A 26,946-nucleotide genomic window follows, 5' to 3' on the forward strand; every position below is an offset into this window, starting at 1 on the left:
AATGATGTTAACTCATAAAAATTTAGGATAAAAAATGAACCAACAAGCAACGAATCAGACGAATCAGACGAATAATAAAGCCATTAAAATCGGTGTCATTGGCGCAGGTGGACGCATGGGACGTATGCTCATCGAAGCCGTTCAAGACAATCCACAAACCACTTTAAGCGCCGCCATTGAACGTCAAGGTTCAAGTCTCGTTGGCGCAGATGCTGGCGAAGTAGCCGCTATCGGGCACCTCAATGTGTCAATCGTTGATGATTTAGTCAGTATTATTGATGACATTGACGTGCTGATTGATTTTAGTTTGCCTGCTGCTACTGAGCAAAATATGAAGATTTGTGCGCAACATAACGTTGCGATGGTTATCGGTACGACTGGTTTTAATGAGCAACAAGAGGCTGTTTTGGCAGAAGCCAGCAAAAAAATCGCTATCGTTTATGCTGGTAATTACTCTACAGGTGTGAATTTATCTTTAAAACTATTGGGCATGGCAGCAAAAGCCTTTGGCACGGATGCCGATGTTGAAATCATCGAAGCTCATCATAAGCATAAAATTGATGCGCCATCGGGTACGGCTTATATGATGGCAGAAGCCGTTGCCGCAGCACGTGGACAAAATTTAAAAGACGTAGCGGTATATGGTCGCGAAGGACAAACGGGCGCGCGCGAAACCGGTACTATTGGGATTCATGCGATTCGTGGTGGCGAAATTATTGGCGACCACACGGTGATGTTTATTGCTGATGGTGAAGTGGTAGAAATTACCCATCGCGCGCGCGCGCGAATGACGTTTGCCGCAGGCGCAGTTCGTGCAACCACCTGGGTCATTCAGCAATCAGCAGGACAATATAATATGCAAGATGTTTTGGGTTTGAATGACTAAGGCAGATGCGAAAAGGGATTTGCTATTCATCATAAGAATCTCGAAATGAGCTCATAAGGTGATAATAAGGAGTGACGCATGCACATAGAAAAATGTCATCTGACGGGTTTTCTTGGTACTAATTTTTTTCATGCGCAGCTAATAGCAATTGCACTAAGCGTTATTCTATTACCTATCTTTACCCATGCTGCCCCTTTTCAAACCTATGTCATTGCTACTTATGGCGGTGAAACCTTGCTACCTGCCGTCCGCCAACAGCTGAGCGCCAGTGCCGATGGCGGCTCAGTGACGACTTATCAAGATAAACTGGTACTGAATACCACACCCGCCAATTATCAAGCCGTACAGCAATTACTCACACAAATTGATACCCAACCGCAAGCACTGACGGTTGCCGTGCGCGTGGGTAATAATAGCAGTGCCCAAGGCAATATTCGTCAAGGTCAGGTAATTATTAATAACCAAGGTATTCAAGGCAGCGGCATCATTAATCAAAGTAATAATCAGCAGCAAAGCAGCAGTTTATATCAAGTACAAACGCTCTCCGGCAGTGCCGCCAGTATCAGCACTGGGATGCTTTGGTCACTCACGCAAAATTATAATGCCACTATTTATTCCCCTTACAATCAATCCTCAAGACAGATTATTATCCAACAGCAGGTGTTATTGCCGACCACCCAAGGGATTCAAGTCATCCCAAGGTTATTAGCGAATGGACAAGTTGAGGTACAATTGGCGCAAGTGAATGAAGTGCACGTCAAACCAAATCTGTCATATAATCAAGGCAATTATCATAACCGTGCGATTCAATACCAAAGCTTAAATACTAGAATTACCGTTCCGCGCGGACAGTGGGTTACTATTGGACAGATATCGCAAAATTTGCAAAATCAACGTTCAAATATGCATGGCAATAGCGCAATAAACAGCAATAACAGCATACCGATACAGTTATTGGTTCAGTAATTATTCGTTAAATAATTTAATATGCATAAAAAATTTTTAAAATAAAAAAGCGCGATACTGTCAATAACAGTACCGCGCTTTTTTATAAGCATAAATTTATTTGGAATTAATCAACATAAACCACGTCCAACGGCGGGAAGCCATTAAACTCAACAGACGAATAAGAGTTGGTATAAGCGCCTGTGGTTAGCCAAAATATTTTATCGCCAATCTCAAGCTCTTGCGGCAACTGATAGCCAGTTTCTTCATACATAATATCGGCTGAATCACAGGTTGGACCTGCCAATACCACTGTACCTTGACTGGTTGAGGTCTCCATTTTAGGCGTATAAATAGGATATTTTATCGCCTCACCTAAGGTTTCAATCAGCCCTTGAAAGAGTCCCACATCGGTATAGACCCAACGTTTCAAATCAGTCTGTGACTTACGTGAAATTAATATCACATCACTGACCAGTACGCCTGAGCCACCGACCAATGAGCGTCCTGGTTCAAGAATGATTTCTGGCATGTCATCTTCATTATAATCTTCGCTTAAGTAGCGCTTCACTTCTTCAGCGTAAACCTGTATCGGATTGACTTCACTCAGATAATTAGCAGGAAAACCGCCACCCAAATTAATCATTTGTAGCTTAATGTGCTCTTCATTTAGCATCCAGTCAAACATATATTTAACTTTAGCCAACGCATCGTCCCATGCCGCCACATCTCTTTGCTGGCTGCCGACGTGGAAAGAAATACCATACGGCACTAAGCCCAATTCATGCGCCTGAATCAGCAGGTCAATCGCCATATTGGGATGGCAACCAAACTTGCGTGACAGTGGCCACTCAGCGGTATCTGAGCCTTCGACCAAAATGCGTACAAAGATATTTGAGCCGGGTGCAAACTCAGCAATATTCTTCAAATCAGCTTCGGAGTCAGTGGCATATAAACGCACGCCTTTGTCATAAGCATATTTCACATCTTTGGCTTTTTTGATGGTATTGCCATAAGAAATACGCGACGCATCAACCCCACTATCAAGTACCCGATCAAGCTCATAAACCGACGCGCAATCAAAGTTTGAACCTAAATCGGCAAGTAAATTAATCACTTCTACCGCAGGACTGGCTTTCATCGCATAATGAATTTTGGCGGTTGGAAACAGATTTACCATCTCATTATATTTGATTTTAATACGATTAAGATCAACTACTAAAAAAGGAGTCTCACGACCTTCTGCAGCTTGAGTGAATTTCTGCCAACCGGCAGGGTCAAAATACTGGTCAATTTTGATCATGGTCATGGTACGAAGCCTTTTATATCAATAATAAACGAGCGGTAAACAATAGAAGAAATAGCATTAGCTTTCAATTAAACCGGAGTAGGTTGCGCTTCTTTAACTTTTCTGTCGTGATCTAGCTGCTGCTTGTCGCGCACTTTTAATACTTTACGAACTTTATCACGCGCACGTGTTTGTTTTAGATGCGATAAATAATCCACAAATATGACCCCATTTAAATGGTCCATCTCATGCTGAATACAAACCGCCAGTAAGCCATCGGCTTCCTTATCAATCACTTGCCCATCTTGATCTAACGCTTGGATACGCACTTTATTAGGGCGCTCAACTTTATCATAAACGTCCGGTACCGATAGACAGCCCTCTTCATACGGCTGTTTTTCTTCTACTAATGGCGTGACTTTAGGATTGATGAACACCATTGGCGCGTCTTTATCTTCCGATAAATCCATGACAATCAGCTGAATATGGCGATCAACTTGGGTAGCAGCAAGCCCAATACCTTGGGCGTCATACATGGTGGCAATCATGTCGGATATTAACGTTTTAATATCATCAGTAATATCTTTTACTGGCGTCGCAATCGTACGTAAACGCGGGTCAGGATAGCTTAAGATAGGGAGTAATGCCATATGGCTCACCTCAGAAATACGGATTAGAATAGGCGGATTATTATAAGGTAAATGGGGATAAAAGTAACATATATCAATGACTTTCAGGGGTTATCACCATAAATGCAACTAAAGAGCCTAACCATAGTGATAAATGTCACCGTTATTAATACTGACAGCAATACCGTCATCAATAGCGATAAATCTCATTTACTACCAATTCCTATTTTTTGCTATCCTCATATTCATGTTGATATTATAAAGTTGCTATATTTCAGGACTGATAATAAGGGGCTGTAATAGTGTAAATAAATCAGTATTGATTTTTACGGATGTTTGTTTTTACAGACATTTTGTAGACGATAAAAAAAGACCTTATATAAAATAAGGTCTCTTGATTTGCGCTACCGTGCCGTGGTTAGAATAGCATCAGTTATACAAGGCTATACATGGCGTTTGCTCATAATAAATTCATATAAGAACAATAATATAATCGCGCCAATCACTGAGAATATTAAACCAGTAAAGCCACCATTAGCATTAATACCAACTGCGCTGGCTACAAAGCCACCTATTAGAGCACCAACAATACCTAAAATAATGGTCATAATCCAACCCATGGGATCGCTGCCCGGTTTAATCGCACGCGCCAAAAGACCAGCCACCAAACCTACGATAATCATCCAGATAAAGCCCATTTCTATTCTCCTAATTTATTCATTATTCATTATATTTTTATTTATCATCGACTACTTATTTGATGAAGTTATTGTAATCAATCAATAATTTAAAAAGTAAGCGCAAATTGTTATCTGTGTAGGCGCTATGTCAGAGAATGGGGCGAATTGCTATTATGCAGATGCTTTAGGTAAATGAAAGGTTACCAAGGTAGGTTTAACGATAACGAAAGACAGTATTTGTGTCCTTTGTTTTTGATAAGCGAATCTAAAAATAACGCCATAACAAAGACAACCATAAAAAGTAGCGCTATAAAAAGTAGCACCACTCTTAATGTATTGGTCATCAAGAGTGGCGCTATTGGCAATTTTAGCCATGTTGGTATGGGCTAAAGGCTTTACTGTCTTATTTTAGCTGAAGAAAATTAATCACGTAATGCATGTAGTAAGCGTTCATGAATGCCTTCAAAGCCGCCATTGGACATGATAATAATGGCATCACCGGCAACAGCATGTGTGCGAATATGCTCAATGATGCCATCGACACTACGCATGACTTGTTGATGACCCATATCACCGTTTGCTGTATTGGCGACAGTGGCACGCTCAATCACTTCTTTTAGACCCCATTCAAGACCATTTGGCTCATACCAAATCGTATGATCGGCAAGTGCCGCCGATTGTGCCAAGCTGTTTTGGTGAATGCCCATTTTCATGGTGTTGCTACGTGGCTCAATAATCGACCAAATGCGCCGACCTGCGAGTTTCTTCTTCGCACCATCTAAGGTAGTGGTAATGGCAGTGGGGTGATGGGCAAAATCGTCGAAGACTAGGATGTCGTTCACATCGCCAATAAGCTCCATCCGGCGCTTAATACCTGCAAAAGCCGACAACGCTGCACATGCCGTCTCGATATTTACGCCAATATTGTAGGCTGCCGCGATGGCAACTAGGGCATTATTCACATTATGAATGCCGCTCATTGACCAATCTACCGTGGCGGTCGTTGTTTTATCTTCTGCAAAACTGACGTTAAATTGACTGCCATCGGCGGTAATCAGCTCTGCTTGCCAATTGCTGTTAGTCGTTGCTATAGCCGCGTTATGGTTAGTAGAAGATTGACGGTCAGTTACTGTTGTGCGCCAAACCGGTGTCCAAACGCCTTTTGCCAGTGTCTCTTCTAAGCTAGCCGTTGCTGCTGGCATGATAATTTTACCTGTGCTCGGAATCATGCGTATCATGTGATGGAACTGAGTTTGAATGGCGTTTAAGTCGGCAAAAATATCGGCGTGGTCAAATTCAAGGTTGTTTAAAATAGCAGTACGCGGGCGATAATGCACAAATTTGGAACGCTTATCAAAAAATGCTGAATCATACTCATCGGCTTCAATGACAAAGTAACCTGCTGTCTTTGTGCCTGATTCTTGACTCTGTTTTGTATCATCAAGAGTGTCCGAACCCAAATAGCTACTATGCGCAAACACCTGTTGTAAGTGCTCATCTGTGGTATCGACTAACGGCACGCCACCAATTAAAAACCCAGCATCGATCCCAGCATAATGAAGTATCCATGCCAACATCGTGGTGGTGGTGGTTTTACCATGGGTACCAGCAACCGCTAAGACATGACGTGATTGCAGCACTTGCTCCGATAAAAACTGTGGTCCTGAGGTATAACGCATACCTTTATCTAACATATATTCAATGACGTCCATACCGCGCTTCATGGCATTACCAACCACGACTAAATCTGGTGTCGGCTGTAAATGCTGTACCAAATAGCCTTCGCTAATCGTCACGCCCGCCTTCTCAAGTTGGGTCGACATTGGAGGATAAACATTGGCATCTGAACCGGTGACCGTATGCCCCAATGCCCGTGCCAATAACGCGAGCGAGCCCATAAAAGTGCCACAAATACCAAGAATATGAATATGCATAGACGTTCCGCGCTCAATAAAAGAAATATAAATAAAAGAAGTAGAGAAAGTAAAAATGAATGGTAGTTATTGTAAAGTAAACACTGCCTTATCTCCAACAAAAACCACACCAATAAAAAACGCCTAATAAATAGGCGTCAATAAGGGTAAGGGGTCAGAACCTGAGATATCATTTTATTTACGCGATAGCGTATAGTCAGCATCGGGTACTTTATCCTTATTCATCATTATCAGATGATTGCCTTGAATGCGATAAGATTCAAGACTCTTATCGCCATAGACAACGATAATCCTATTGTCATCTTGGCGATAGACCCCTGATTCAGTCAATGGCAGTCGGGGAGATTCTGGATTTTGATACACACTGGTTTTTAATACTGAACCATCAGAAAATAAATTTAGAGTAAGCGATATCCCATCACAGAATGAGCAGGGCAACATACCAGTATAATCACCAATTAACGTGGCTTGTAGCGTACTATCCGTATTCTGCGCTGAAATCATCGGCGCCCGTCGCGCGCGATTACTGTCATCTGTTCTAGCAATAGCAATCAGCGATTGACCTTCATCTTCACTCTCTATACTTTCATCAACGTTAGCCGTACTAGCTTCTGATGGTGCTGAGGTATCGTCAGAGGTCAGACTTTGCATCATTGAGTCGCTGGCATTTTTGCTATTTACTGAACCATTAAGAGCAGGACTCGAAGACGATTGGGCATCGCAGCCGATAAGTAGCACACAAAAAGACAGCGGCAATACCAAGCCCAAGCGTCCAACACGACATGATGACGTCGTGACGCTAATAGATTTAGTAAGTATAGAAAGTAGTGGTGCAGAATATCTCATCATTATCTCAACAACCTGTAAACCTCAGATAGATAGCAGCGAGAAATAGCGAGTGTAGGAAGCCATCATCATCTCACCATATCGACGCGCCATCTCAATTAGTCATCGTTGTAAAAATGGCGTCTTAAAAAGATTTACTTAAGAGTACTATCTTATTTACTTAAAAGTAGCCTCTTAGAGGCATATCACAAATATGGTCATCAAAAAAGACTGTTTATATGCAGCTGATGCATGATATCAGTCCAAATTTGGATAACTCCTATAAACTGATACAAGATATCAAACCCTAAAAGCGGTTATGTAACCTTTTTGTTGTAGGTATGAAAAATTTGTATTAAAAAGCCCAGTCGCTTAATCAGTCAGCGACTGGGCTTTTTAATATCATAAGCGTGCAAGGTTGATGATTAACGGGTGCTAATATTACAAGGTGTTAGAATGGATTAGACGACATGGGGCGCACAATACGCCAAAATATCAGCGCATGGATAAGTAATAAAACAATAAAGAATATCAACGATTGCTCAGGGATACTGAGCCCTAAGAAGCGCCAAGCAACCGACGCACATTCACCGGAACCGGCAAGCACTTCATGTAAGACTTGTTGCATCGGTAGGGTGTCGAGCCAGTAGTCTAAACCAGGACCACATGACGGCACTTGGTCGGCAGGTAAATGTTGTAACCATACGTGCCGTCCTGCAATCGCCGTTGCCCAGCCGATACCCACCACACTACCCAGCCACAATACCAACTTGATGGGCATTGATTTAGGATGCCACAGCGCAGCAATCAGCGCAAAAGTACCCATTACCATGAGCCCAATACGCTGAAAAATACACAGCGGACAGGGTGATAGCCCCATATATCGTTGCAAGAAAAATAGCGCGTAGCCCATACCAATGACAGTCGTTAATACCAATAGCCATTGCAGGTTACGATAAGTGGTCAGTTGCAGCATTAAATTCCTACTTCTATAAAGATATTGTTTCATTGCGCGTTGTTTCATCAGGCGTAAAGGGAAAACTCTTAACGATATTGCTGTAAGAATTGCATAAAGTCTTCAGTTTCCGCGGCTTCAATTTCTGCTTGCTGCAAAATAGATTTTTCTGCCAACACTTCATATTTAGCTTGAGTATTGGGGCTTAACGTTTGCTGTAATAAGGAATCGCGATGCTGCTGTGCCAAGGTAAATCCAAGCTGCCACATACTGCCTAAACGTTCACTGTCAGCGTTGACTTGTGCAGAAATAGTGGACTCAGAATGACCTGCTTTCCCTTGCATTAAAGCGACTGCCGCTCGATAGTCGTTACCGCCATAGTGCGCATCAAGCAGGGCTGCTAACGGCTGCATATTGCTTAAATGGTCTAGCATCCAGCTCTCTAATGGCTGTTCAGAGCCATTATTTAGGATAGTTAAACCCTCACGGCGACCTTCATTGACCACGCGTTCAAGGTTAATCGCCAATTCATCTTCTTCTGCCGGCAGCAGCTCTGGTGAGTCATTAAGCAGACAATAAAGTGCCATCACTTCTAAGAAACAGGCGCTGGATAAGCGGATACCGACATCGCTATATGGGTCTAAATCAATGGCGCGAAATTCAACATAGGCAATGCCACGACGCTCTAACGCCTCAGTTGGCGTTTCACCACTGGCGGCGATTTGTTTGGGGCGAATAGGGCTGTAGTATTCGTTTTCTATTTGTAGAATATGATCATTGATTTGGATAGGATTGCCATCTGCATCATTTAAGCCCAGTTTTTGAAAGCTTTCATGCGGTGTCTTAATAGCGCGGCGCAGACCGTCAACATATTCAGGCAAATAGTTATAACGGATATCCAAATGCTCTTGCACACTATTGGTATAGCCAAGTTTGCCCATACGCAGGCTGGTGGCAGTAGGCTTATAATAGGTCGAGTCGTTGAGCAATTCTAAGTCATGCTCACGTCCGGCAAGAAAGCATGGACAGACGCTTGGGCTTGCGCCTAATAAATAAAGAATGAGACTGGTCAGACGTTTAAAATTACGAATCAGCCCTAAGTATTTGGCATTTTTGAATGCTGACAAGGACTGTGCTTGGTTTTGGTCTTGCGGCTGATTTTCTGCCTGTTTTTGCGTCTGATTTTGCGTATCAGCAGCTTGAGTGTGCCAATATTCAAACAGCCCATCACCGAATGATAAGTTATAGTGCAACCCTGCAATCGTCTGCATCCGGCGACCATAACGAATACCCAAACCACTACGATACAGGGTTTTAAGTTTACCCGTATTCGAGCTGCCATAGTCTGCGAGTGGAATATCTTCATCATTCGCTGACAGCATGCAGGGCATGGATAATGGCCACATCAGCTCTTCTTCAGGTAAGGCTTTATAGACCAAGACGTGCAACTGCCGCAGCATGTTTAGCGTCTCTTTTGGGGACTCTTTCGGATCGGTAATCAGCTCAAGTAAACTTTCCGAATAATCGGTGGTGATAAACGGATGGGTCAATTTTGAGCCAAGCTTTGCTGGATGCGGTGTCTGTGCCAAATAGCCATCAGGTCGCACGCGTAGCCCTTCTTTTTCGATACCGCGCAGCATTCCTGCCAAGTGTTGGGTCTTAAACCAGCTTGGGATGTCAAAATTGGCAAAGGTCGGGGCAAAATTACTCATAATAGTCATCTATTGTTATTTATTATGGCAGAGCAATGACCAGTTGGACTTGCTCAGAATCGATGGAAATGTAGTGTCATTAATGCAGTCAGTTTAGCCCAAAGCAGGCTTAAAAACTATGTGCAATTACAAAACCAGTCACCTTTGCTAAAGATCAGCTTGACGAAATTTACGACATAAAGTAGTTGTTAAGTGGCTGCTATGAACTTTTTAAATTGCTTTTTTTAAATTGAGTATTAAAAAAAGCACCTACCCAATAGGTAAATGCTTTTTTGACAAACATACTCTCTATACACAGATAGCTACACACAGATAGAAAATTGCGATGTGAGATACAAGGAGCTTATGAGAAATCGAGTTCAGTCTCGAAGGTTTTGAGATTATGGCGTGCCATCGCAAGATTAGACTTTTGACGATCAAGTACTAAATATAAAAACAAATTACTATTACGCACAAGGGGACGCAGCAAGTGATATTGCTTGCTTAAGGTGATGAGGACGTCCTCAATACTTTCATCAAGACCGAGCGCATCAGCGACTTTACGTTTGGCACGCAAGACTTCAGTATTGCCAGAAGCGGCAAGCTCAAGGTCAATACCCGTACCTACCGTGGCAAGCGCCAAACCAGATTCGCTATGAACTAAAGCTGCTGCGATAAAACCGTCAATTTCATTTAATGGATCAAGTGATAATCTAGCCATCGTATTATTCCTTCAAGAATATATAAAAGTGTATTTAGAATTTTTTTAAGTAGTTATTAGTAATAGTCGTTATGGTTAAGCATTATTTTTATAGTTCATATAATAGTGTTATCTAACTTGTTTAACGTAGCTACCTAATTTCTGGCATTATTTAATCATAACTTAATAACAATACAATAAAAAACCGATTAACTGCGCTCTAGGCTGAGTCATCGGTCATTAAAACGTCGTTTGGAGTACAGTTGTATACTATTTATACCGTGCTATGGTAATAATGACATATTTAAAAGTGACGTATGTAAAGCGGTTATGGTGTTAAGACATAAGGATTTGGCTTTAATAGTGTGGCTCTTATATTAATGTGATGATTATTAATATAAGAGACTGTCTTAAATAGAGAATGACGAGCCACAACCACAAGTGGTCGTCGCATTCGGGTTTTGGACGATAAAACGCGCGCCCTCTAAGCCTTCAGTATAATCAACAGTCGAGCCTTGCAAATACTGATAGCTGAGTGAATCAACGACTAGCGTCACATCATTATTATCAAAATTAGCATCATCTTCATTCAGCTCATTGGCAAAGTTAAAACCATAAGAGAAGCCTGAACAGCCGCCACCGGTGACATACACACGTAGCATAAGGTTACTGTCGCCTTCTTCTTCACGCAGACGCCGAACCTTTTGCGCGGCGCTGTCTGTCAGGTTTAAAACGGTTGGATCTACAGGCTGATTGGCGCTTGGATTATATTGGTTGGTTGCTGTGCTCATGATTACCTCAATGGCTAAAATCGGATATTGTGGTTGTTATTGTGGGGAAAAATAGGATGACTATTGCTTAGAATCATTCAGGATAAATAGTTCCTGATAACGATAGGATTAGCGCTACATCACGACCTTTAAAGAATCAAAAATAGAGGATTGATATAAAGGGAATAGCGCTTAACTACCTGATGTCAATAGTGTTTTGCTATTATAGCATAATTGGGGTAATGATAGATTTGTCAAGGACAATAGTAGTGTACGCTAAAAGAGAAGCATTATGTGGTGCCGAAAAACACTTGGTTTAGCGATAATAAAAGCTTAATTATGAAATACTTATTTAATTGTTTGCCTATCTGTTAGGCGTTTGAAATAATAGCGCGCAGTTGGTGCGCGTTGTGCGTGCTTTGCTTATCCAGTTATTAGTGTTAATGATACTTTTTACAAAACCCTTGAGATGAAAAAACCCTATGATCGAATTTAAAGACGTTGGTGTTCGCCGTGATGGTCGTGAATTATTTGCTGGTGCTAGCTTTCAGCTACATCCAGGTCACAAAGTAGGCTTGACGGGCAACAACGGAACCGGAAAATCAACCTTATTTGCCTTGTTATTAACGCGGATGGGCACAGGTGATACGGAAGTTACCGTCGATCGCGGAGAAGTGAGTATTCCGGATAGTTGGCATGTGGCGCACATGGCGCAGGAAGTGGGCGCAAGCGCGCAGACGGCGATTGATTATGTACTGAGCGGTGATGAACAGTGGTATAAAATCAATGCCGCTTTAAGTGATTTAAGCACCGTTAGCGATGACCAAATTGGCGTATTGCATCAGCAGTTTGATGAAGTTGACGGCTATCGTACACCCACCAAAGCGGCACAAATTATGGCGGGTTTGGGCTTTAATACCAATCAGCATGAACTGCCAGTCGAAGGCTTTTCTGGTGGCTGGCGTATGCGCTTAAACTTGGCGAAAACCTTGATGAGCCGTGCTGACTTAATGTTACTCGATGAGCCCACCAACCATTTGGACTTGGATGCTATTCTGTGGCTTGAGACGTGGATTAATGCCTTTATGGGTCTCGTTATCGTGATCTCGCATGACCAAGCCTTTTTGGATAATACTGTTGGGCATATTTTGCACGTTGAGCAAAAGAAAATCACCTTGTATACCGGTAACTATCAGCAGTTTATTCGCACCCGTCATGAGCGCATGGCACAGCAGCAGCAAGCGTTTGAAAAGCAAGAAGCGACTAAGGCGCATTTGGACGATTTTATTCGTCGTTTCCGTGCCAAAGCTAGTAAGGCAAAACAAGCGCAAAGCCGTATCAAACAGCTTGAACGTATGAGCGAGTTGTCACCGATGATGGCTGACAACCCGTTCTCGTTCCAGTTTTATGAGCCGGCAAATATGAGCTCACCACTTATTGAGCTGACCAATGCCGGTATTGGCTACACCGATACGCCGATGCTGCATAATGCCAATATTCAAGTAACACCTGATACTCGTATCGGTTTACTGGGTATGAATGGCGCGGGTAAATCAACCTTGATTAAAGCCTTAGTCGGTGAGCTGAAAGTATTATCTGGCACCTATAACGTCTCCGACACGCTCAAATTGGGCTATTTTAATCAGCATCAAATGGATGCTTTAGACGCTGCGGCTACCCCGTTACAGATGATGCGCCGTTTGGCTGGTAAGACGTCCGACGCTGAATTACGCTCATTTTTAGGCAGTTTTGACTTTCGTGGTGAACGTATCGACACTCCAAGTGAGCTGTTCTCAGGTGGCGAGCGTGCCCGTTTAACGTTAGCGTTGATTGTTTGGCAACGTCCGAATGTCTTGGTACTCGATGAGCCAACCAACCATTTAGATTTACAAATGCGCCAAGCATTAACCATGGCATTGCAAGGTTTTGAAGGCGCAGTGGTGTTGGTTTCGCATGATCGCGAACTGATTGCCAATGTCTGCGATGAATTGTTCCTCGTGCATGACGGTCAAATCGATGAGTTTGATGGCGACATCAGCGATTATGGCAAATGGCTTTCTGACAAGCGTAAAGAAGCCAATAGCTCAGATAAAGGCGCTGATAAAAAAGGCAAGAATAAAAAAGCTAAGAAAAAATTCGTGAATAAAGATGATGTTTCACGTGAAACTGATGCTGAAAATCACGTTTCTCAGCCTGATAATTACAAGCACGCTAAAAAAAAACTAGCAAATCCTAAGTCAGAGGTATCATCGTCGCTCAGTAAAGAAGAGCAGCGCAAACTAGCGGCTGAACAGCGTAAGCTTACCGCGCCTATTCGCCGTGATATTGAGAATTCTGAAAAGGCATTGGTCAAGATTGATGCTGCCTTGGCTATGCTTGAAGAAAAACTTGCTGATACCGAACTCTATGAGGACAGTCGTAAGTCTGATTTAATGGCGTTATTAAACGAGCAAACCACGCAGCAGCAACAGCACAGTGAAAATGAAGAAAAGCTATTACATGCCATGACTACATTGGAAGAAATGGAAGCAAAATCTGCTTAGTTGATAAACCAACCTTTAGCCCATAAAAAAGGGGAGAGCTTATGCTTTCCCCTTTTTGTTCGCTTATAACCGACGATATTTGCCATCACCATACGACAATATCTTCATACTGGTTGTACAAAGCTGACAGCTTATTTTACTTGCTGCCGCTTTCGATAAATCCAAGACTCGTCCACCAATATATGGACCTCTATCCGTAATTTTTACGACCACGCTCTCTTTTGTCTTTTTGTTGGTTACTTGCACTTTCGTACCAAACGGCAGCGTTTTATGCGCAGCGGTCAGAGAGTTCATATTAAAGATACTACCACTTGCCGTACGTTTACCATGAAATTTACTACCGTAATAACTGGTGTTAGCGGCAAAAACGCTGGTCGTTAATAACAGTGATAACGTGACTATCAAAGATTTTATAAAATAAGACATTTAATACCTTTTCGCAATTTATAAGATAGACAGATACCCTTGCCTATGCTATTCATATTCTCTATGACTATGAATAATATACATATTTTACAGGACTAAGCTTGCCTCGTTCTTACCGCCATGTACAAGACACCCATATCCAAAGTTACTTTTTCTCCGATTGATATGACAGTGCAGTAACAATCCTTAAAAAATAATGATGCTAGAATTAATGTCATCGCTGCTGATAATAAAATCGTAATCACGTGACATAATTTGAATAAATGGCAGGATTGAATCTTTGGTATTGATGGCTATTATTAGTCAGACTCTTTTATTGTTAGCGTCTGTTTTATTATTAGCGTAAAGGTACAGACTATTGTTATATAGTCAGATAAACTTCAGTATCATAGCGTTTAAAATTTGCATAACCCTCATTATTAAAAAGCTTTTACCTATTATTAAGGGAAAACGACAATGGCAGAAAAAAACTACTATGACATTTTAGGTGTCAAAAAAGATGCCTCAGATGCGGATATCAAAAAAAAATACCGTAAGCTTGTGCGTCAATATCATCCCGATGTCAGCGATGCTCCGGATGCTGATAATAAAATTGCCGAAATTAATAATGCTTATGAGACCCTAAGAGATAAAGACAAGCGTGCAGAATATGATGCCATGCTTGCCAACCCATTTGCTGGGCGCGGCGGTAATGCAGGCTTTGGTGGACAGGCGGGTGGTGGCGGTGGTCAACGCTGGGAAGATATGAGTGGTCAGTTCGGTGAAGGTCAAGCTTTTGGTGGTGGCGGTTTTCGTTTCGACGATATTTTCTCTGCTTTTGGTGGCGGTGCACGCGGTCAAGGCGGTCAGTCTCAGCGTGGCGGCTTTGATCAATTTGGCGGTGGTTTTAGCCATCAAGATAACAAAGGTCAAGATCAGCACGCGGAGATTAATGTTGATTTGGCGTCAGTCTATAGTGGCGATGACTACAGTATTAAACTGAATGTTCCGGTGCGCCAAATAAATGGTGATGTCAGCTATGATAATAAAACCTTAAAAATTAAAATTCCAAAAGGCATCACTGATGGCAAACAAATTCGCTTAGCCGGACAAGGGGCAGCGGGCAGTGGTAGCGGCAAAAATGGTGATTTATTCTTAAAAGTTAAAATTAATCATCCCAGTAATATACGCTTAGATGGCGCCAATGTTTATCAAACCGTCAATATCACCCCATGGGAAGCAGCACTGGGTGAAAAAATTAACGTCACTACGCCAGCAGGAACGTTGGGTGTCACTATTCCAAAAAACACCAAATCGGGCAGTAACTTACGACTTAAAGGCAAAGGTATTCCGGCTAAAGCAGCAGGCGATTTATATTTAACCTTAACTATCGTCAATCCTAAAGTGACCACTGACGAAGAAATACAAGCCTATGAGCAGCTCAAACAAGCCTTTGCTGATACGACTATTAATCGTTAAGCGTTAAGCATTGTTCTGATTAATAGCCTTTAATAACTGTACTCCTTTAACAACTGTAATAGAGATGACCATACGATAATGATGACATAAAAAGCGAACGAGGATAATAATGATGAAACACTCACCTGAATTAACCGATATTGTCATGAGCTTAGATGAGCTAGTTGCGGCATGCGGACAAGAACCGCAATGGGTTATGGCATTGATTGAAGAAAGTATTATCGATTACGATGTGCCTGAAAGTAGACAATTTAGCGGCTACCAGCTGACCACCGTGCGCCGTGCCGCGCGGTTGAGTCGAGATTTTGATGCCAGTGTGCCAGCGTTGGGGCTGATATTGGACTTGTTAGAGGAGATTGAGCAGCTCCGTCAATTTAAACGTCAGTGGGATATGCATACGCAAATGATTGAGAGTGAAGATTAAAAAGGCTTAGGTACAAAGTAGCTTAGGCGTAAACAGGCTTATGTTTTAAATAGCCAATGCTTTAAAATATGGTAAGCCGTTTAGTAAAAACTAGACAACAAAAAAGGGCACTCATTGCCCTTTTTTATGGTTAGAAATAATGCTGCGTTAGCTTTTAAATATGATTAACGCGCATACTTATCAACGTGCATACTTTGGATCGGCTGCTGCCGTGAATAAAACGTCAGTTGATGAGTTTAATGCCGTTTCAGCAGAGTCTTGCACCACGCTAATAATAAAGCCAATGGCAACCACTTGCATGGCAAGTTCATTTGGAATGTTAAATAAGCTACAGGCAAGGGGAATCAGTAGCAATGAGCCGCCAGCCACGCCCGATGCGCCGCACGCACTAATGGTCGCGACAATGCTCAATAATAAAGCCGAGGCAAACGTCACTTCAATGCCCAAGGTATGCGCGGCGGCAAGGGTGAGCACGTTAATCGTAATTGCCGCACCTGCCATATTAATAGTCGCGCCCAGTGGAATGGTCACAGAATAGGTGTCTTCGTGCAGACCGAGCTTGCCAGCAAGATTCATATTGACCGGAATATTTGCCGCTGAGCTGCGAGTAAAAAATGCCGTAATGCCTGATTCACGCAAGCAGGTAAATACCAGTGGATAGGGATTTCTTCTCGTTTTTACAAACACGATTAAAGGATTGGCAACCAAAGCAATAAACAGCATACAGCCGATTAATACCTTTAACAGTCGCCAATAAGTCTCCAATGCCTCAAAGCCAGTAACGGCGATGGTATTGGCAACCAAGCCCAAAATACCAAAGGGTGCTAAGGCAATCACCCATTTGACCACTTGCGAGATGGCATCGGCAAAATCACTGACCACTGTGCGCGTGGCAGCGCTGGCATGTTTGAGCGCAAAGCCGATGATAATTGCCCACGCTAAGATGCCGATATAGTTGGCTTCAGCAATGGCGTTAACAGGGTTAGCAACCAAATTAAGCAGTAAATTGGTCAGTACTTCTTGTAGGTCAGCAGGAGGGGCTTGCTCAAGAGTGGCATTGATTAATACCAACTTGGTGGGAAATAACTTACTTGCCACCACCGCTGTCAGCGCCGCCAAAAAAGTGCCGAACATATACATAATAATGACCGGCTTGACGAAAACCTCATTGCCACTACGATGCTGGCTAATCGCTGCCATGACTAAAACAAACACCAACACTGGTGCGACCGCTTTTAGCGCACCCACAAATAACGTGCCGAGCAAGCCCAAGGCAATGCCAATACTAGGTGCAAGCCATCCAATCAACACCCCTAATATTAAGCCAATAATAATCAGCGGTACTAGCCCTATTCGCTGGTACATCGCAATCAATGAACGCATTACCCCACCTTTACTTAAGTTAATTACTGGTTTTATTCAACAAACATCACTCATGAAAGCTGAATCATATCAATACTATACATATCAATATTATAATAAGCGGGGGATGGTAGCATTTTTTGGGATATTCGCCTACTGCAATAAAAAGGGTGCACCATTTTTAAGACGATAAAAAGCTATCTTGAAGATGAGCAGCAAGGTAGGGTATAAAAGGAAGTTAGAGAGAGTGATAGTTATAAAAGTAGGTCGGCTATACTTTAAAATGGGTTAATTCATAGCCCAATTGTTGATAATGCTTATAGTTATCGCGCCCTGCTTGCATACTTACAGCATCAGGTTGGATAAGTTCAAGTACCCGCGTTGGGGTGGCATTGTTGGTTGCAGTCATAAAGTCAGTAATAGGACGAGACGTAAGATTAATGGTAATGCCATTAAAATTTGCTGGTAAATAAGCGCCTAGTAAAACGGGCGCTACCGCTGACGCTGTTTTGTCAGTCATCGTGTCATAAGCAACCAGACGTTGATGCGGAATAAAGCTAGTAGCTTCATCCGCCCACAGCGCATCATCAAGCACGCCAAGCATCGTCTCATCCTCAGTAAGAATGAGCAGCGATTGAGTGCCTTTATTTAGTGCCGTTTGCGTCAACTGACAAATAAAGCCCAAGACATCTTGGGCTTTACTCTCGCTTAATACGTAAAAGCTAACGTTCATAAACTGGTATTCATTAATTATTGGTCATAAATTAGTTTTCATTAATAAGTTAAGCCATGTCCGCACAGTTTTTTAGATATTGCATAAATAACGGTACAGGACGACCGGTTGCCGCTTTATCCGCGCCAGAGACCCATGCCGTACCCGCGATATCTAAATGCGCCCACGCTTGACCATCTTCAATAAATCGCGCTAAGAAACATGCAGCAGTAACCGCACCCGCAGATTTACCACCGATATTTTGGATATCAGCAATCGGCGAGTCTATCTGCGGTTGATAAGCATCATCTAACGGCATGTGCCAAATTAAATCACCGGACTGCGCACTGGCATTTTCTAAGGCAAATAACACGTCTTCATCGTTACTAAATACTGCTGAGCGCACATGACCCAGTGCGACCACACAAGCGCCAGTCAATGTCGCCACATCAATAATGGCTTTTGGCTGATAACGCTGTACGTAGCATAACGTATCGGCTAATACCAAGCGACCTTCGGCATCAGTGTTTAGGATTTCTACCGATTTGCCATTCATTGCTTTTACGATATCACCAGGACGCGTGGCATCACCTGAGGGCATATTTTCGGCACAGGCAAGCGCACCAACGACGTTAATTGGCAGACGCGCTGCGCATAACGCTTTAATCGTACCCAATACCGAAGCCGCACCGCCCATATCAAACTTCATCTCATCCATTGCCGCACCCGGTTTGATAGAGATACCGCCTGAGTCAAAGGTCACGCCTTTACCAACCAAGGCAATCGGCGCATCGTCATTAGCGGTTTGAGCGTTACTATCCTCTTTGACCGCTTTTTTGCCAGTGCCTTTAAGTGGAAGCTTATCGGTAATGGCTTTTAGTCCGTTGCTGACTTTTGCCGCATTGGTAGTAGCTTTTTGGATCGCTGACTGCGTATCGGTATTGGCGCTGAATTTAGATTTGCCTTGATACTCTAAAATGACCAGCTGACCTTCTTTGGTTGAACCTTGTGAGACCGATAAGAAGCAACCCATTCCTAAAGCAGCCATTTCTTTTTCGCCCAATACCGTCACCTTTAAAAGGTCAGGATAAGCTTTGGCTAATTCTTGCGCTTGCTCTGCCATGTAGGCGGGGAAGCAAATATTACCCGGCTCATTAGCAACATCACGGGTCAGACTTTGACCGGCAAATACCGATTCAGCAAACTCTAACGTTGGTTGTAATGTGCTATCTGCAAGCAGGTAGATATCAGTTAAGACCGGCGTTGATTGCTCAGATTTGTACTTTTCAAAACGATAGCTTGCGGCTAATAAATTAAGGGCAAATTGACCGAACTCATCTGCTTCTAAGGCGTCACCTAAGGCTACGGTAATAGAAGCCACACGTTTTTGGGTGCTTTGATAAATGGTCGTGGCGATTTTTTGTAGAATAGTATTGCTAAGCTTATCCAGACTACCAACGCCTACTAATAATAGTTGCACAGGGTTCTGCTTGGTGGTTTTCTTATCGCCAGCCAAGGCATAATCAGCAACCGTTTCACAGGCTTTACCAGTAAAGTGTGAGACGTCAATCAATTGTTCAATACGGTCTTGATACTCGGTTAACGCGGATGCCGCTACTATATTTTTCTTATCATCAACTAAAACGACAAGACAAGATGCATCTTTATCATTGGCTTCTTTTTTGAGGATTTTTTTAGTATGCGTTTGTGGTAACTGTTCAGTTAACGTGATATTCATATATTTTTATCCTTATTAGAATGACAGAGAATTAAACGTGTATGGCTAACGCCTTAACTCATAGTAGTCGACTAGCAAACCATGGTGGTAGTGTAGCATATCAGGCGACAACTGCGCAGTGTGTAAGGCTTAGGTAATGTTTGCAAACACATTTCACCGCCATTTTTTACAAAAACATGCTAGCATTGACCGTGATATATGGTGGCTTTTATACGTCCTAATTATCTTTGAATCTCTCACCAAAATTTTGCTATAGACACGCCTAACCGTGTGATTGCCCACTTCTAAGAGTACCTATTGTGATATTACGCCGCTACATGACCCGTCAGGTTGCTTCAACCACCGCTTTGGTATTGGGGTTTTTAATGGTGCTCATGCTTGGCGGTCGCTTAATTCGCTACTTTGGTATTGCGGCTGAAGGCAATTTAGACATCAGTTTATTATTTACAATCATTGGTTATAATTTGCCGTTTTTTTTAGAGCTGATTTTGCCATTAGCATTTTTTATCGCACTGATGTTGGTGTTTGGGCGCTTATACGTTGACCAAGAAATGGCGGTGATTAATGCCAGTGGCGTATCACGCGGTAAGCTGGCACGATTGACGACACCGTTAATTTTGGCATTGTTTGTAGGCGAAGCGGCGTTATCAATAGTCGGAAAACCTTGGGGCGTGCGCTCATCCGAAACCATTTGGCAACAGCAAGCGTTAACCAGCGCGTTTGATTTAATTCGTCCTAATGAGTTTATTAATAGCGGCAATTACCATCTGTATGTGGGCAGTCTCAGCGATGATAAAAAGCAGCTCAAAGACGTGGTATTGATTCAAACCGCACCGCAAGAAAAAGGCTCAGGCAATAACAATGCTAAAAATAACAATAATCCTAACAATCTTGATGCAAATCAATCGCCGAATGCATTACCAAGCGAGTTGCCAGCAGAGTTAACGGCGCGTATTGACAGCAGTAAATCCACGATTGGTAAAGATACGATTACTTTGGCTAAGCGCGCTGAGCAAGTTGAAAATGGCGCTAGTGGCGTGACCCAGTTGGATTTATTCCAAGGGCGACGTTATGAGGTGGGCGCAGGCAGCCTAAAGTATAATCAAGTTGGTTTTGATCGCTATCGTATTACCTTGTCCGAATCGCCGAAAGAAGTGGTGACCGAAGACAATATCCAAACTCAGCCTATTATGCCGTTATGGCAAGCGGCAACTGGTCATGCAAAAGTGGGCAGTGTCAATGCCATGCGGGCGGCACAAGCGGAGTTGGGTTATCGGTTGGCGCTGCCGTGGTTGATGATTATTGCCCCGATGCTTGCCGTACCACTGGCACAAGTGCGTCCCCGTCAAGGGCGTTGGCTGCGTCTGTTTCCAGCGATTTTATTATTTGTCAGCTGTGCGTTAGGTATTATCTCGCTTAAGAATGCGGTCAGTAAAGGCAGTGTCAGCGTGTGGTCATATGCGTGGCTGGTCATCGGCTTTATGACCTTGGCGCTGTATTTGAATTGGAGCAGCCGTATCCAACATCGACTGCGTATTCGCTTAAAAGAAGACCCGATAATCAACGTTGACACTGACGCTGACACTGATAATATAAGTGGCTCAAATGGAGGGCAACTATAATGCGCTCCTTACTCTCTAAAGCTCAATCCACTCATGGGCAATCTGCTAACCTACAAATACTTGGGCGTTATGTAAAACTCAATGCTTTATTAGCCATTGTCGCTGCTGTAATGGGACTGTGGGCGCTGCAAGTTTTATTTTCTTATTTATCTGAGCTTGATGCGCTTACTGATAGCTATACCATGTCCGATGCGCTCAAATTTATCCTTTATCGCTCACCTCATTTTTTAGCACAGTTTATGCCGACAGGGGCGCTATTGGGCGCGGTTGTTGGTCTAGGATTATTGGCGAATAAAAGCGAGCTGGTGGTGATGCGCGCCGCTGGCGTTAGCATTTATCGTATTGTTGGTTGGGTATTACAGCCCGCGTTGGCGTTTGTGCTATTGGCGTTGGCACTCAATCAGTTTGTACTGCCTTATACCAATCCATTGGCAAATCAAATTAATAGTGAAGATAACCGCTCGCTTGTCACCTCAGTACGTGGCTATTGGACGGTACAGCCGCGCTTTAAGACCGTTGCTAATGATAGTAATAGTTCAAATGACAATACTAATAGCAATGCGGATAAGTCAAACGTACAACCCGATGGTAGTGATATTCTCTATATTGACTATGCCGATGTCAAAGGCAATATTGGTGAGGTAAAGCGTTGGCATTTGGACAATAATGGCAATTTGCAAACCGCGATTCATGCCGAAGGTGGCAAGTATATGGGTCGGCAACCAGTACAAAGCTCAAACGCCACACTCAGTGAACAATATCGCTACGATTGGCAACTCAGCAATATGACCACGCTCACGATTAATAAAGGTTTTGGTAGTGCGCAATCTAAAACCGCATCTGATGTTTTAAGTCTACCATTTGCACCGGAGTCGGTTTATTTACTCACGCGCCAAGCCGATGATTTATCGCTGACGCAACTGTATGAACATCGTCAGTTTATGCGTCAACAAGGTAAACGCTCACTCGCGCATGAATTGGCATTTTGGCAAAAGCTGCTCTCACCGTTATCTATTTTATCATTAGTGATTGTCGCCTGCTCGTTTGTCTTTGGTTCATTGCGGACGCACAGTTTAGGTTTGCGTATTGTGGTCGCTTTATTATTTGGTTTACTGTTCAGTTATATTCAGGATTTGGTTGGCTTTGTGTCATTAGCTACTGGATTTTCGCCGTTATTAATGGTGCTATTACCAATTATAGCTAGCACCGCTTTAGGATTATATTTGCTCAAACGGCAAATGTAATCCTGAAAAGATAGCCATAAAAAAGCATGCTAAATCATCATGATGTAGCGTGCTTTTTTTAACTTATCTACTTATTGTCTAACTTTTAAATCTTAGTCTTTAGTCGCCATCGTAATGGTATAGGTTTTGCCTTGTTTGACCTTTTCGCTATTACCAAATACTTCGGTAAACGAGCGTTTCATAAACTGACGTAAGCCATTAATCGTGACCACATAAAAGCGCCCACCTTTTCGCATACGCGCATGGGCATCGAGGAAATACAGATAATGCTGCTCTTTGCCTACTTTTGCGGGCAAGTTTGACATGACCAAGCTAAAGTCTTTCGCTTTATCCACATGATTAAAACCGTTGGATAAATGCACATCGACGTTATGTAGACCGTTTTTTTCGCAATTTTGGCGCGCATATTCTACCGCCATAAAGTCTTTATCAATCAATGTATGCTGACCGTTCGGACATTCACGCGCTGCCGTCATACCAAGCACGCCATAGCCGCAGCCCAAATCTATCGAATCATCATCCTGCTGAAAATCAACATAATCAAGCAGCATCAAGCTACCGTCATCAAGCTTTTGCGGTGAAAAAATACCCCACGTGGTGGCAAAATCAAACGGCTTGCCCAGTACGTCTTCGCGAAAATTAATATCATCGCGCCAGTATTTGGCTTTTTCTAATAGGTCAGCAGGCGGTCTATGGCTCATGGTTTTCTCGCTTGGGAAAGGATTACAAAATATAGGGCGTATTGTAGCGAGAAAAGGGCAGGTTTGCAGCTATGGTTCTTTAGATTTTATACTTTTATAATTTGTATGTTACATTATGGCTGCATATACTCTACTCATTGATAGATTCTTTTAGAACATTATAATCAAATGGAATTTCGCATGAAAAATCTTTTACTTAGTTTGGCGCTCAGTTTAAGTATTCTATCAGCGACCCCTGTAATTGCTGCCGTTCCAAATTTCTCTGCCAGTAAAATAGCTCAGGTTAAAATCAAAGACTTAAGCTTTAAAGAAGTTATGCGTAAGTTTTATAGCGGTCAGATGTTCAATATTCATGTAGATTATATGGAAGATACACTGTATATCGGCTTAGGAAAATATGATAATTCTGGAAGGGCAACTGTTGCCTTAATGCGCCCTATTATTCAATATAAAAATACAGCAGGTGAAGATCGCTATCTAGTTATCATTGAAAAGGCTCAGGTTTCTGATGGTGAAATTGATTCTTGTCATATCTGCAAGGCAACAGCGGATTTATACAGTTTCAAAAAACTAGATAATGGGTTATTTCAGTTAGTGAGTCAAACACCAAAGAACGCAAAGTATTCGAGTAGCAATGGAAGTGTGGGACTCTATGCCGAAGATATTCAGGATGGTTTGCAGCCGTTAGGTAAGAACCTAGTAGGAAGTGTATTTACGAATTTCTATATGGGTCAAGGTGCAAGGGATGACTGGTGGGAAGCCTTACACCTACCTGAGAATGATTTTATTAACGTTTATTATATTGGTGATGCTGGCTCAAGCAATGCTAGTTATGATGAAGAATCACCTTTATATTATGGTTATGAAGGGACTTTAAAAGTATTGTCGAACAATACCACTTATTATCCGATTATGTTGACTTACAAAGGCGAAATGCCTACCGATGATGATGAGCGTATTGAGCATGTCAACTACAGTAAGGCTGTAAAGTTCAATCCGATAAAAAAAGCTTATGAATAGATTTAGTAAATGAGCTGAATCTTTCCTCAAGAAAAATCACATTAAGAAAAGAATAGGACATAACCTATATCAGATTTAATTTTCTTTAGCCCCTCGGATGATGCTCCGCATGCAACTTCTGCAATCTCGCCGTCGCCACATGAGTATAGATTTGCGTGGTTGATAAGTCACTATGTCCAAGTAATAGCTGCACACTGCGCAAGTCTGCACCATGATTGAGTAGGTGTGTGGCAAAGGCATGGCGTAAGGTATGCGGCGATAATTCTTTATCAATACTGGCAATTTTGGCGTATTTTTTTAGCAGATACCAAAAGTTTTGCCGCGTCATATAGCCGCCTTGTGCGGTCAAAAAAACCGCTTGGCAATTTCCCGCTTTTAGATGGGCAATTAAATCGCCGCGACCATGGGTGAGATAGTCTTCCAGCGCATCCGCTGCGTATTCACCTAATGGCACTAAACGGGTTTTATTTCCTTTACCGGTAATCTGTAGCCAGCCTGAATTGAGATTGACTTGTTCAAGCGACAGATTAATCAGCTCACTCACGCGCAGACCGCAGGCATAGAGCACCTCAAGCATGGCTTTATCGCGTAGTCCGAGCGTGGTGCTGTTATCAGGAGCAGTTAAGAGGTTATCAATATCGGCTTCGGACAAGTCCTTTGGCAACGGTCGCCCCAATTTTGGGCTTTTGATACGTTCGCAAGGGTTGTCTTCGCGCAGATTACTAGCAACCATCCACAGATAAAACTGGCGCAGGCTTGAGAGCATACGCGCTTGGGTGCGTGGGGTTTTGCCATCTTGAGTGAGAATTGACAAGCAATGCAGGACATCGTCAGGTTGCCAAATCGTTAGCGCTTTACGGTTGGTCAGCTCACAGGAACGTAAATCGCGTACATAAGCATTACGGGTACGCGTTGCCAAACCACGCGCGAGCATGGCTTGACGAAATTCGGTGATATAAGCCGGTTCGTCATCGACGGCTAGCGCTTTTGGTTGACGCTGCTGTACGGCACGATCACGGCTCATAAGACACTACTCGGCAGTTTTGTAGGATAAAAGGGGATAAGGTGATTCGTTGAGCAGTTTATGGCTTCAGTTATTATTTAAGTATTACTTCTTAAATGTTACTGCTTAAATATTAATTCTTAAGTGTTATTGCAATTATCAAAAGGCACTAAACACCATAACGAGGTGATTTCGCTACTTCTCGCTGCAAACAGTGGGTCGGTATTGTCTTGGCTGCGACCATGTTTGGGCGTGGTATCGAGACGGTATTTCACCTCTAATCCAGCATCCGCAACCCAGCCTAATAATTCATCACGGCTGCGCAACTGCAAATGTTCCGCTAAATCTGACAGAATCAACCAGACCTCTCCTTGCTCCGCTAAGTGCTGTTTTACGCCCTGTAAAACCCCTCGCAACATCGCGCTATTGGCATCATAGACGGCATATTCTAATGGCGAGGTTGGCTTAGCAGGCAGCCAAGGTGGATTACAGACAATCAGATTTGCCAACGGCACCTCAGTTGGATATAAATCTGCTTGCTGCAACTGCACGCTAGATAACGCTAAACGTTCAAAATTCTCGCGAGCACAAGCCAAGGCGCGTGGATTTAAATCGGTTGCGATTATCTGTTTTACACCACGCTGTGCCAGAATAATCGCTAGCAAACCAGTTCCCGTACCAATATCAAAGGCGACTTCATGTTTATTAGGCAGAGGTGCATCAAGCAACAGTTGCACATACTCATGACGGGTTGGCGCAAACACGCCATAATGTGGAAAAATTGATAGTCCTAAGTTTGTAATCGGTACGCCTTTCGCGCGCCACCCTGCCGCACCTAACGCCCCTTGCAAATCACGAAATGAAATTAAACACGGCTCATCCAGCTTACCAAAAGCAGCCGTACAAGCCGCACTCACATCGGGGGCGCGACGTAACTGACTGACATAACCGGCATCAAGTTCTAATAGCAAACGGCTTAATAGACGTGAACGCTGTGCTTGAGCTTGGCGCTGCTGATGGAATAAGTTAGGTATTTCCTTAGCGTTTTCTAATTTAGTATCGAATTCAGACTCAGCAGCTTTACTTAATTTATTAGCCGCTTTGCTCATTTTGCGCTGTTCACTGCGTTCAATACGGCGCGTGAGCGCTTGTAATAATTGCCGCGCATTCTGAAAGTCACCCTGCCACAGCATTGATGTGCCCGCGCAAGCCAAGCGATAGGCTTCATCTGCGCTCGTTTTGTCATCGACCAAAACGATACGTGCAGGCGGCACTTGATTACTCTCAGACAACCAGCGCGCATGACGTAACGTTTCGTTCTCAAACCACTGCACATACTGCTTTTCTGTTGCTAACACGCGACCTACCTTTAACTTATGGATGAGATATT

General features: G+C 43.0%; 24 protein-coding genes. 8 read left to right on the forward strand and 16 right to left on the reverse strand.

Annotated elements, in window-relative coordinates; translation table 11 throughout:
* Positions 1 to 34: 34 nt before the first annotated feature.
* On the forward strand, positions 35 to 886 hold the full coding sequence (gene dapB / locus AOC03_RS06600) for a 4-hydroxy-tetrahydrodipicolinate reductase (RefSeq protein ID WP_062534395.1): 852 nt from the start codon (positions 35 to 37) through the stop codon (positions 884 to 886).
* A 78-nt stretch (positions 887 to 964) separates the two neighbouring features.
* Positions 965 to 1,852: a hypothetical protein gene (locus AOC03_RS06605; RefSeq protein WP_204247898.1), complete on the forward strand. Its 888-nt coding sequence runs from the start codon at positions 965 to 967 to the stop codon at positions 1,850 to 1,852.
* A 106-nt stretch (positions 1,853 to 1,958) separates the two neighbouring features.
* Here AOC03_RS06605 and AOC03_RS06610 read toward each other — a convergent pair whose 3' ends face one another.
* The 9 genes from AOC03_RS06610 to erpA form a co-directional block, all read right to left on the reverse strand.
* On the reverse strand, positions 1,959 to 3,134 hold the full coding sequence (locus AOC03_RS06610) for a type III PLP-dependent enzyme (RefSeq protein ID WP_062536567.1): 1,176 nt from the start codon (positions 3,132 to 3,134) through the stop codon (positions 1,959 to 1,961).
* A gap of 74 nt (positions 3,135 to 3,208) precedes the next feature.
* Positions 3,209 to 3,769, reverse strand: a complete 561-nt coding sequence (gene def, locus AOC03_RS06615) for a peptide deformylase (RefSeq protein ID WP_062534397.1) — start codon at positions 3,767 to 3,769, stop codon at positions 3,209 to 3,211.
* A 422-nt stretch (positions 3,770 to 4,191) separates the two neighbouring features.
* A complete protein-coding gene (locus AOC03_RS06620) occupies positions 4,192 to 4,446 on the reverse strand; it encodes a GlsB/YeaQ/YmgE family stress response membrane protein (RefSeq protein ID WP_062534399.1) in 255 nt (84 codons plus the stop codon).
* Positions 4,447 to 4,850: 404 nt separating this feature from the next.
* Positions 4,851 to 6,362, reverse strand: a complete 1,512-nt coding sequence (mpl, locus tag AOC03_RS06625) for a UDP-N-acetylmuramate:L-alanyl-gamma-D-glutamyl-meso-diaminopimelate ligase (RefSeq protein ID WP_062534401.1) — start codon at positions 6,360 to 6,362, stop codon at positions 4,851 to 4,853.
* 174 nt (positions 6,363 to 6,536) lie between these two features.
* Positions 6,537 to 7,211: a copper resistance protein NlpE N-terminal domain-containing protein gene (locus AOC03_RS06630; RefSeq protein WP_062534403.1), complete on the reverse strand. Its 675-nt coding sequence runs from the start codon at positions 7,209 to 7,211 to the stop codon at positions 6,537 to 6,539.
* Between the two features lie 427 nt (positions 7,212 to 7,638).
* Positions 7,639 to 8,163, reverse strand: coding sequence for a disulfide bond formation protein B (locus AOC03_RS06635; protein WP_062534405.1), 525 nt, complete (start codon positions 8,161 to 8,163; stop codon positions 7,639 to 7,641).
* A gap of 68 nt (positions 8,164 to 8,231) precedes the next feature.
* On the reverse strand, positions 8,232 to 9,863 hold the full coding sequence (gene gshA, locus AOC03_RS06640; protein ID WP_204247899.1) for a glutamate--cysteine ligase: 1,632 nt from the start codon (positions 9,861 to 9,863) through the stop codon (positions 8,232 to 8,234).
* 334 nt (positions 9,864 to 10,197) lie between these two features.
* A complete protein-coding gene (locus AOC03_RS06645; protein WP_062534408.1) occupies positions 10,198 to 10,554 on the reverse strand; it encodes a hypothetical protein in 357 nt (118 codons plus the stop codon).
* 389 nt (positions 10,555 to 10,943) lie between these two features.
* Positions 10,944 to 11,324 (reverse strand): iron-sulfur cluster insertion protein ErpA, encoded by a 381-nt coding sequence (gene erpA / locus AOC03_RS06650; protein ID WP_062534410.1) that lies wholly within the window; start codon positions 11,322 to 11,324, stop codon positions 10,944 to 10,946.
* A 461-nt stretch (positions 11,325 to 11,785) separates the two neighbouring features.
* Between erpA and AOC03_RS06655 the strand changes: the two genes are divergently transcribed.
* The gene (locus AOC03_RS06655) at positions 11,786 to 13,846 is read left to right on the forward strand and encodes an ATP-binding cassette domain-containing protein (RefSeq protein ID WP_062534412.1); all 2,061 of its coding nucleotides are present in this window, start codon (positions 11,786 to 11,788) and stop codon (positions 13,844 to 13,846) included.
* Positions 13,847 to 13,909: 63 nt separating this feature from the next.
* On the opposite strand, the gene AOC03_RS06660 is transcribed toward AOC03_RS06655, so the two are convergent.
* Positions 13,910 to 14,272: a septal ring lytic transglycosylase RlpA family protein gene (locus AOC03_RS06660; protein ID WP_062534414.1), complete on the reverse strand. Its 363-nt coding sequence runs from the start codon at positions 14,270 to 14,272 to the stop codon at positions 13,910 to 13,912.
* A gap of 456 nt (positions 14,273 to 14,728) precedes the next feature.
* Between AOC03_RS06660 and AOC03_RS06665 the strand changes: the two genes are divergently transcribed.
* Positions 14,729 to 15,730 (forward strand): DnaJ C-terminal domain-containing protein, encoded by a 1,002-nt coding sequence (locus AOC03_RS06665; RefSeq protein ID WP_062534416.1) that lies wholly within the window; start codon positions 14,729 to 14,731, stop codon positions 15,728 to 15,730.
* Between the two features lie 112 nt (positions 15,731 to 15,842).
* Positions 15,843 to 16,154 carry a chaperone modulator CbpM gene (locus AOC03_RS06670; RefSeq protein ID WP_062534418.1) on the forward strand — a complete coding sequence of 104 codons (312 nt, stop codon included), beginning with the start codon at positions 15,843 to 15,845 and terminating at the stop codon, positions 16,152 to 16,154.
* A 180-nt stretch (positions 16,155 to 16,334) separates the two neighbouring features.
* Here AOC03_RS06670 and sstT read toward each other — a convergent pair whose 3' ends face one another.
* From sstT to AOC03_RS06685, 3 genes are all read right to left on the reverse strand, one after another.
* Entirely contained in the window at positions 16,335 to 17,537 is a 1,203-nt protein-coding gene (sstT, locus tag AOC03_RS06675) for a serine/threonine transporter SstT (protein WP_062534421.1), read from the reverse strand.
* A 250-nt stretch (positions 17,538 to 17,787) separates the two neighbouring features.
* Complete coding sequence (locus AOC03_RS06680; RefSeq protein ID WP_062534423.1) at positions 17,788 to 18,249, reverse strand: DNA polymerase III subunit chi; 462 nt, start codon at positions 18,247 to 18,249, stop codon at positions 17,788 to 17,790.
* A gap of 49 nt (positions 18,250 to 18,298) precedes the next feature.
* Positions 18,299 to 19,966: a leucyl aminopeptidase gene (locus AOC03_RS06685; RefSeq protein ID WP_062534425.1), complete on the reverse strand. Its 1,668-nt coding sequence runs from the start codon at positions 19,964 to 19,966 to the stop codon at positions 18,299 to 18,301.
* A 317-nt stretch (positions 19,967 to 20,283) separates the two neighbouring features.
* Here AOC03_RS06685 and AOC03_RS06690 point away from each other — a divergent pair, with 317 nt between their 5' ends.
* Together AOC03_RS06690 and lptG are read left to right on the forward strand one after the other, a co-directional pair.
* The gene (locus AOC03_RS06690; RefSeq protein WP_062534427.1) at positions 20,284 to 21,588 is read left to right on the forward strand and encodes an LPS export ABC transporter permease LptF; all 1,305 of its coding nucleotides are present in this window, start codon (positions 20,284 to 20,286) and stop codon (positions 21,586 to 21,588) included.
* Entirely contained in the window at positions 21,588 to 22,832 is a 1,245-nt protein-coding gene (gene lptG, locus AOC03_RS06695) for an LPS export ABC transporter permease LptG (RefSeq protein ID WP_062534429.1), read from the forward strand. The genes AOC03_RS06690 and lptG overlap by 1 nt, the downstream gene beginning before the upstream one ends.
* Before the next feature lie 92 nt (positions 22,833 to 22,924).
* Here lptG and AOC03_RS06700 read toward each other — a convergent pair whose 3' ends face one another.
* Positions 22,925 to 23,533: a class I SAM-dependent methyltransferase gene (locus AOC03_RS06700; protein WP_062534431.1), complete on the reverse strand. Its 609-nt coding sequence runs from the start codon at positions 23,531 to 23,533 to the stop codon at positions 22,925 to 22,927.
* Between the two features lie 180 nt (positions 23,534 to 23,713).
* On the opposite strand from AOC03_RS06700, the gene AOC03_RS06705 reads away from it, so the two are divergent.
* On the forward strand, positions 23,714 to 24,553 hold the full coding sequence (locus tag AOC03_RS06705; RefSeq protein WP_062534433.1) for a hypothetical protein: 840 nt from the start codon (positions 23,714 to 23,716) through the stop codon (positions 24,551 to 24,553).
* Positions 24,554 to 24,638: 85 nt separating this feature from the next.
* On the opposite strand, the gene xerD is transcribed toward AOC03_RS06705, so the two are convergent.
* Both xerD and AOC03_RS06715 read right to left on the reverse strand, forming a co-directional pair.
* The gene (xerD, locus tag AOC03_RS06710; protein ID WP_062534435.1) at positions 24,639 to 25,577 is read right to left on the reverse strand and encodes a site-specific tyrosine recombinase XerD; all 939 of its coding nucleotides are present in this window, start codon (positions 25,575 to 25,577) and stop codon (positions 24,639 to 24,641) included.
* A 119-nt stretch (positions 25,578 to 25,696) separates the two neighbouring features.
* Positions 25,697 to 26,914, reverse strand: coding sequence for a methyltransferase (locus AOC03_RS06715; protein WP_062534437.1), 1,218 nt, complete (start codon positions 26,912 to 26,914; stop codon positions 25,697 to 25,699).
* Positions 26,915 to 26,946 lie beyond the last annotated feature (32 nt).

The sequence above is a fragment of the Psychrobacter urativorans genome, assembly GCF_001298525.1.
GTDB classification, from domain to species: domain Bacteria; phylum Pseudomonadota; class Gammaproteobacteria; order Pseudomonadales; family Moraxellaceae; genus Psychrobacter; species Psychrobacter urativorans_A.

Excerpts from the sequence above, each read along its gene's own strand:
- dapB (WP_062534395.1), top strand. The coding sequence starts at position 35 with ATGAACCAACAAGCAACGAATCAGACGAATCAGACGAATAATAAAGCC.
- AOC03_RS06605 (WP_204247898.1), top strand. The coding sequence starts at position 965 with ATGCACATAGAAAAATGTCATCTGACGGGTTTTCTTGGTACTAATTTT.
- AOC03_RS06610 (WP_062536567.1), bottom strand. The coding sequence starts at position 3,134 with ATGATCAAAATTGACCAGTATTTTGACCCTGCCGGTTGGCAGAAATTC.
- def (WP_062534397.1), bottom strand. The coding sequence starts at position 3,769 with ATGGCATTACTCCCTATCTTAAGCTATCCTGACCCGCGTTTACGTACG.
- AOC03_RS06620 (WP_062534399.1), bottom strand. The coding sequence starts at position 4,446 with ATGGGCTTTATCTGGATGATTATCGTAGGTTTGGTGGCTGGTCTTTTG.
- mpl (WP_062534401.1), bottom strand. The coding sequence starts at position 6,362 with ATGCATATTCATATTCTTGGTATTTGTGGCACTTTTATGGGCTCGCTC.
- AOC03_RS06630 (WP_062534403.1), bottom strand. The coding sequence starts at position 7,211 with ATGATGAGATATTCTGCACCACTACTTTCTATACTTACTAAATCTATT.
- AOC03_RS06635 (WP_062534405.1), bottom strand. The coding sequence starts at position 8,163 with ATGCTGCAACTGACCACTTATCGTAACCTGCAATGGCTATTGGTATTA.
- gshA (WP_204247899.1), bottom strand. The coding sequence starts at position 9,863 with ATGACTATTATGAGTAATTTTGCCCCGACCTTTGCCAATTTTGACATC.
- AOC03_RS06645 (WP_062534408.1), bottom strand. The coding sequence starts at position 10,554 with ATGGCTAGATTATCACTTGATCCATTAAATGAAATTGACGGTTTTATC.
- erpA (WP_062534410.1), bottom strand. The coding sequence starts at position 11,324 with ATGAGCACAGCAACCAACCAATATAATCCAAGCGCCAATCAGCCTGTA.
- AOC03_RS06655 (WP_062534412.1), top strand. The coding sequence starts at position 11,786 with ATGATCGAATTTAAAGACGTTGGTGTTCGCCGTGATGGTCGTGAATTA.
- AOC03_RS06660 (WP_062534414.1), bottom strand. The coding sequence starts at position 14,272 with ATGTCTTATTTTATAAAATCTTTGATAGTCACGTTATCACTGTTATTA.
- AOC03_RS06665 (WP_062534416.1), top strand. The coding sequence starts at position 14,729 with ATGGCAGAAAAAAACTACTATGACATTTTAGGTGTCAAAAAAGATGCC.
- AOC03_RS06670 (WP_062534418.1), top strand. The coding sequence starts at position 15,843 with ATGAAACACTCACCTGAATTAACCGATATTGTCATGAGCTTAGATGAG.
- sstT (WP_062534421.1), bottom strand. The coding sequence starts at position 17,537 with ATGCGTTCATTGATTGCGATGTACCAGCGAATAGGGCTAGTACCGCTG.
- AOC03_RS06680 (WP_062534423.1), bottom strand. The coding sequence starts at position 18,249 with ATGAACGTTAGCTTTTACGTATTAAGCGAGAGTAAAGCCCAAGATGTC.
- AOC03_RS06685 (WP_062534425.1), bottom strand. The coding sequence starts at position 19,966 with ATGAATATCACGTTAACTGAACAGTTACCACAAACGCATACTAAAAAA.
- AOC03_RS06690 (WP_062534427.1), top strand. The coding sequence starts at position 20,284 with ATGACCCGTCAGGTTGCTTCAACCACCGCTTTGGTATTGGGGTTTTTA.
- lptG (WP_062534429.1), top strand. The coding sequence starts at position 21,588 with ATGCGCTCCTTACTCTCTAAAGCTCAATCCACTCATGGGCAATCTGCT.
- AOC03_RS06700 (WP_062534431.1), bottom strand. The coding sequence starts at position 23,533 with ATGAGCCATAGACCGCCTGCTGACCTATTAGAAAAAGCCAAATACTGG.
- AOC03_RS06705 (WP_062534433.1), top strand. The coding sequence starts at position 23,714 with ATGAAAAATCTTTTACTTAGTTTGGCGCTCAGTTTAAGTATTCTATCA.
- xerD (WP_062534435.1), bottom strand. The coding sequence starts at position 25,577 with ATGAGCCGTGATCGTGCCGTACAGCAGCGTCAACCAAAAGCGCTAGCC.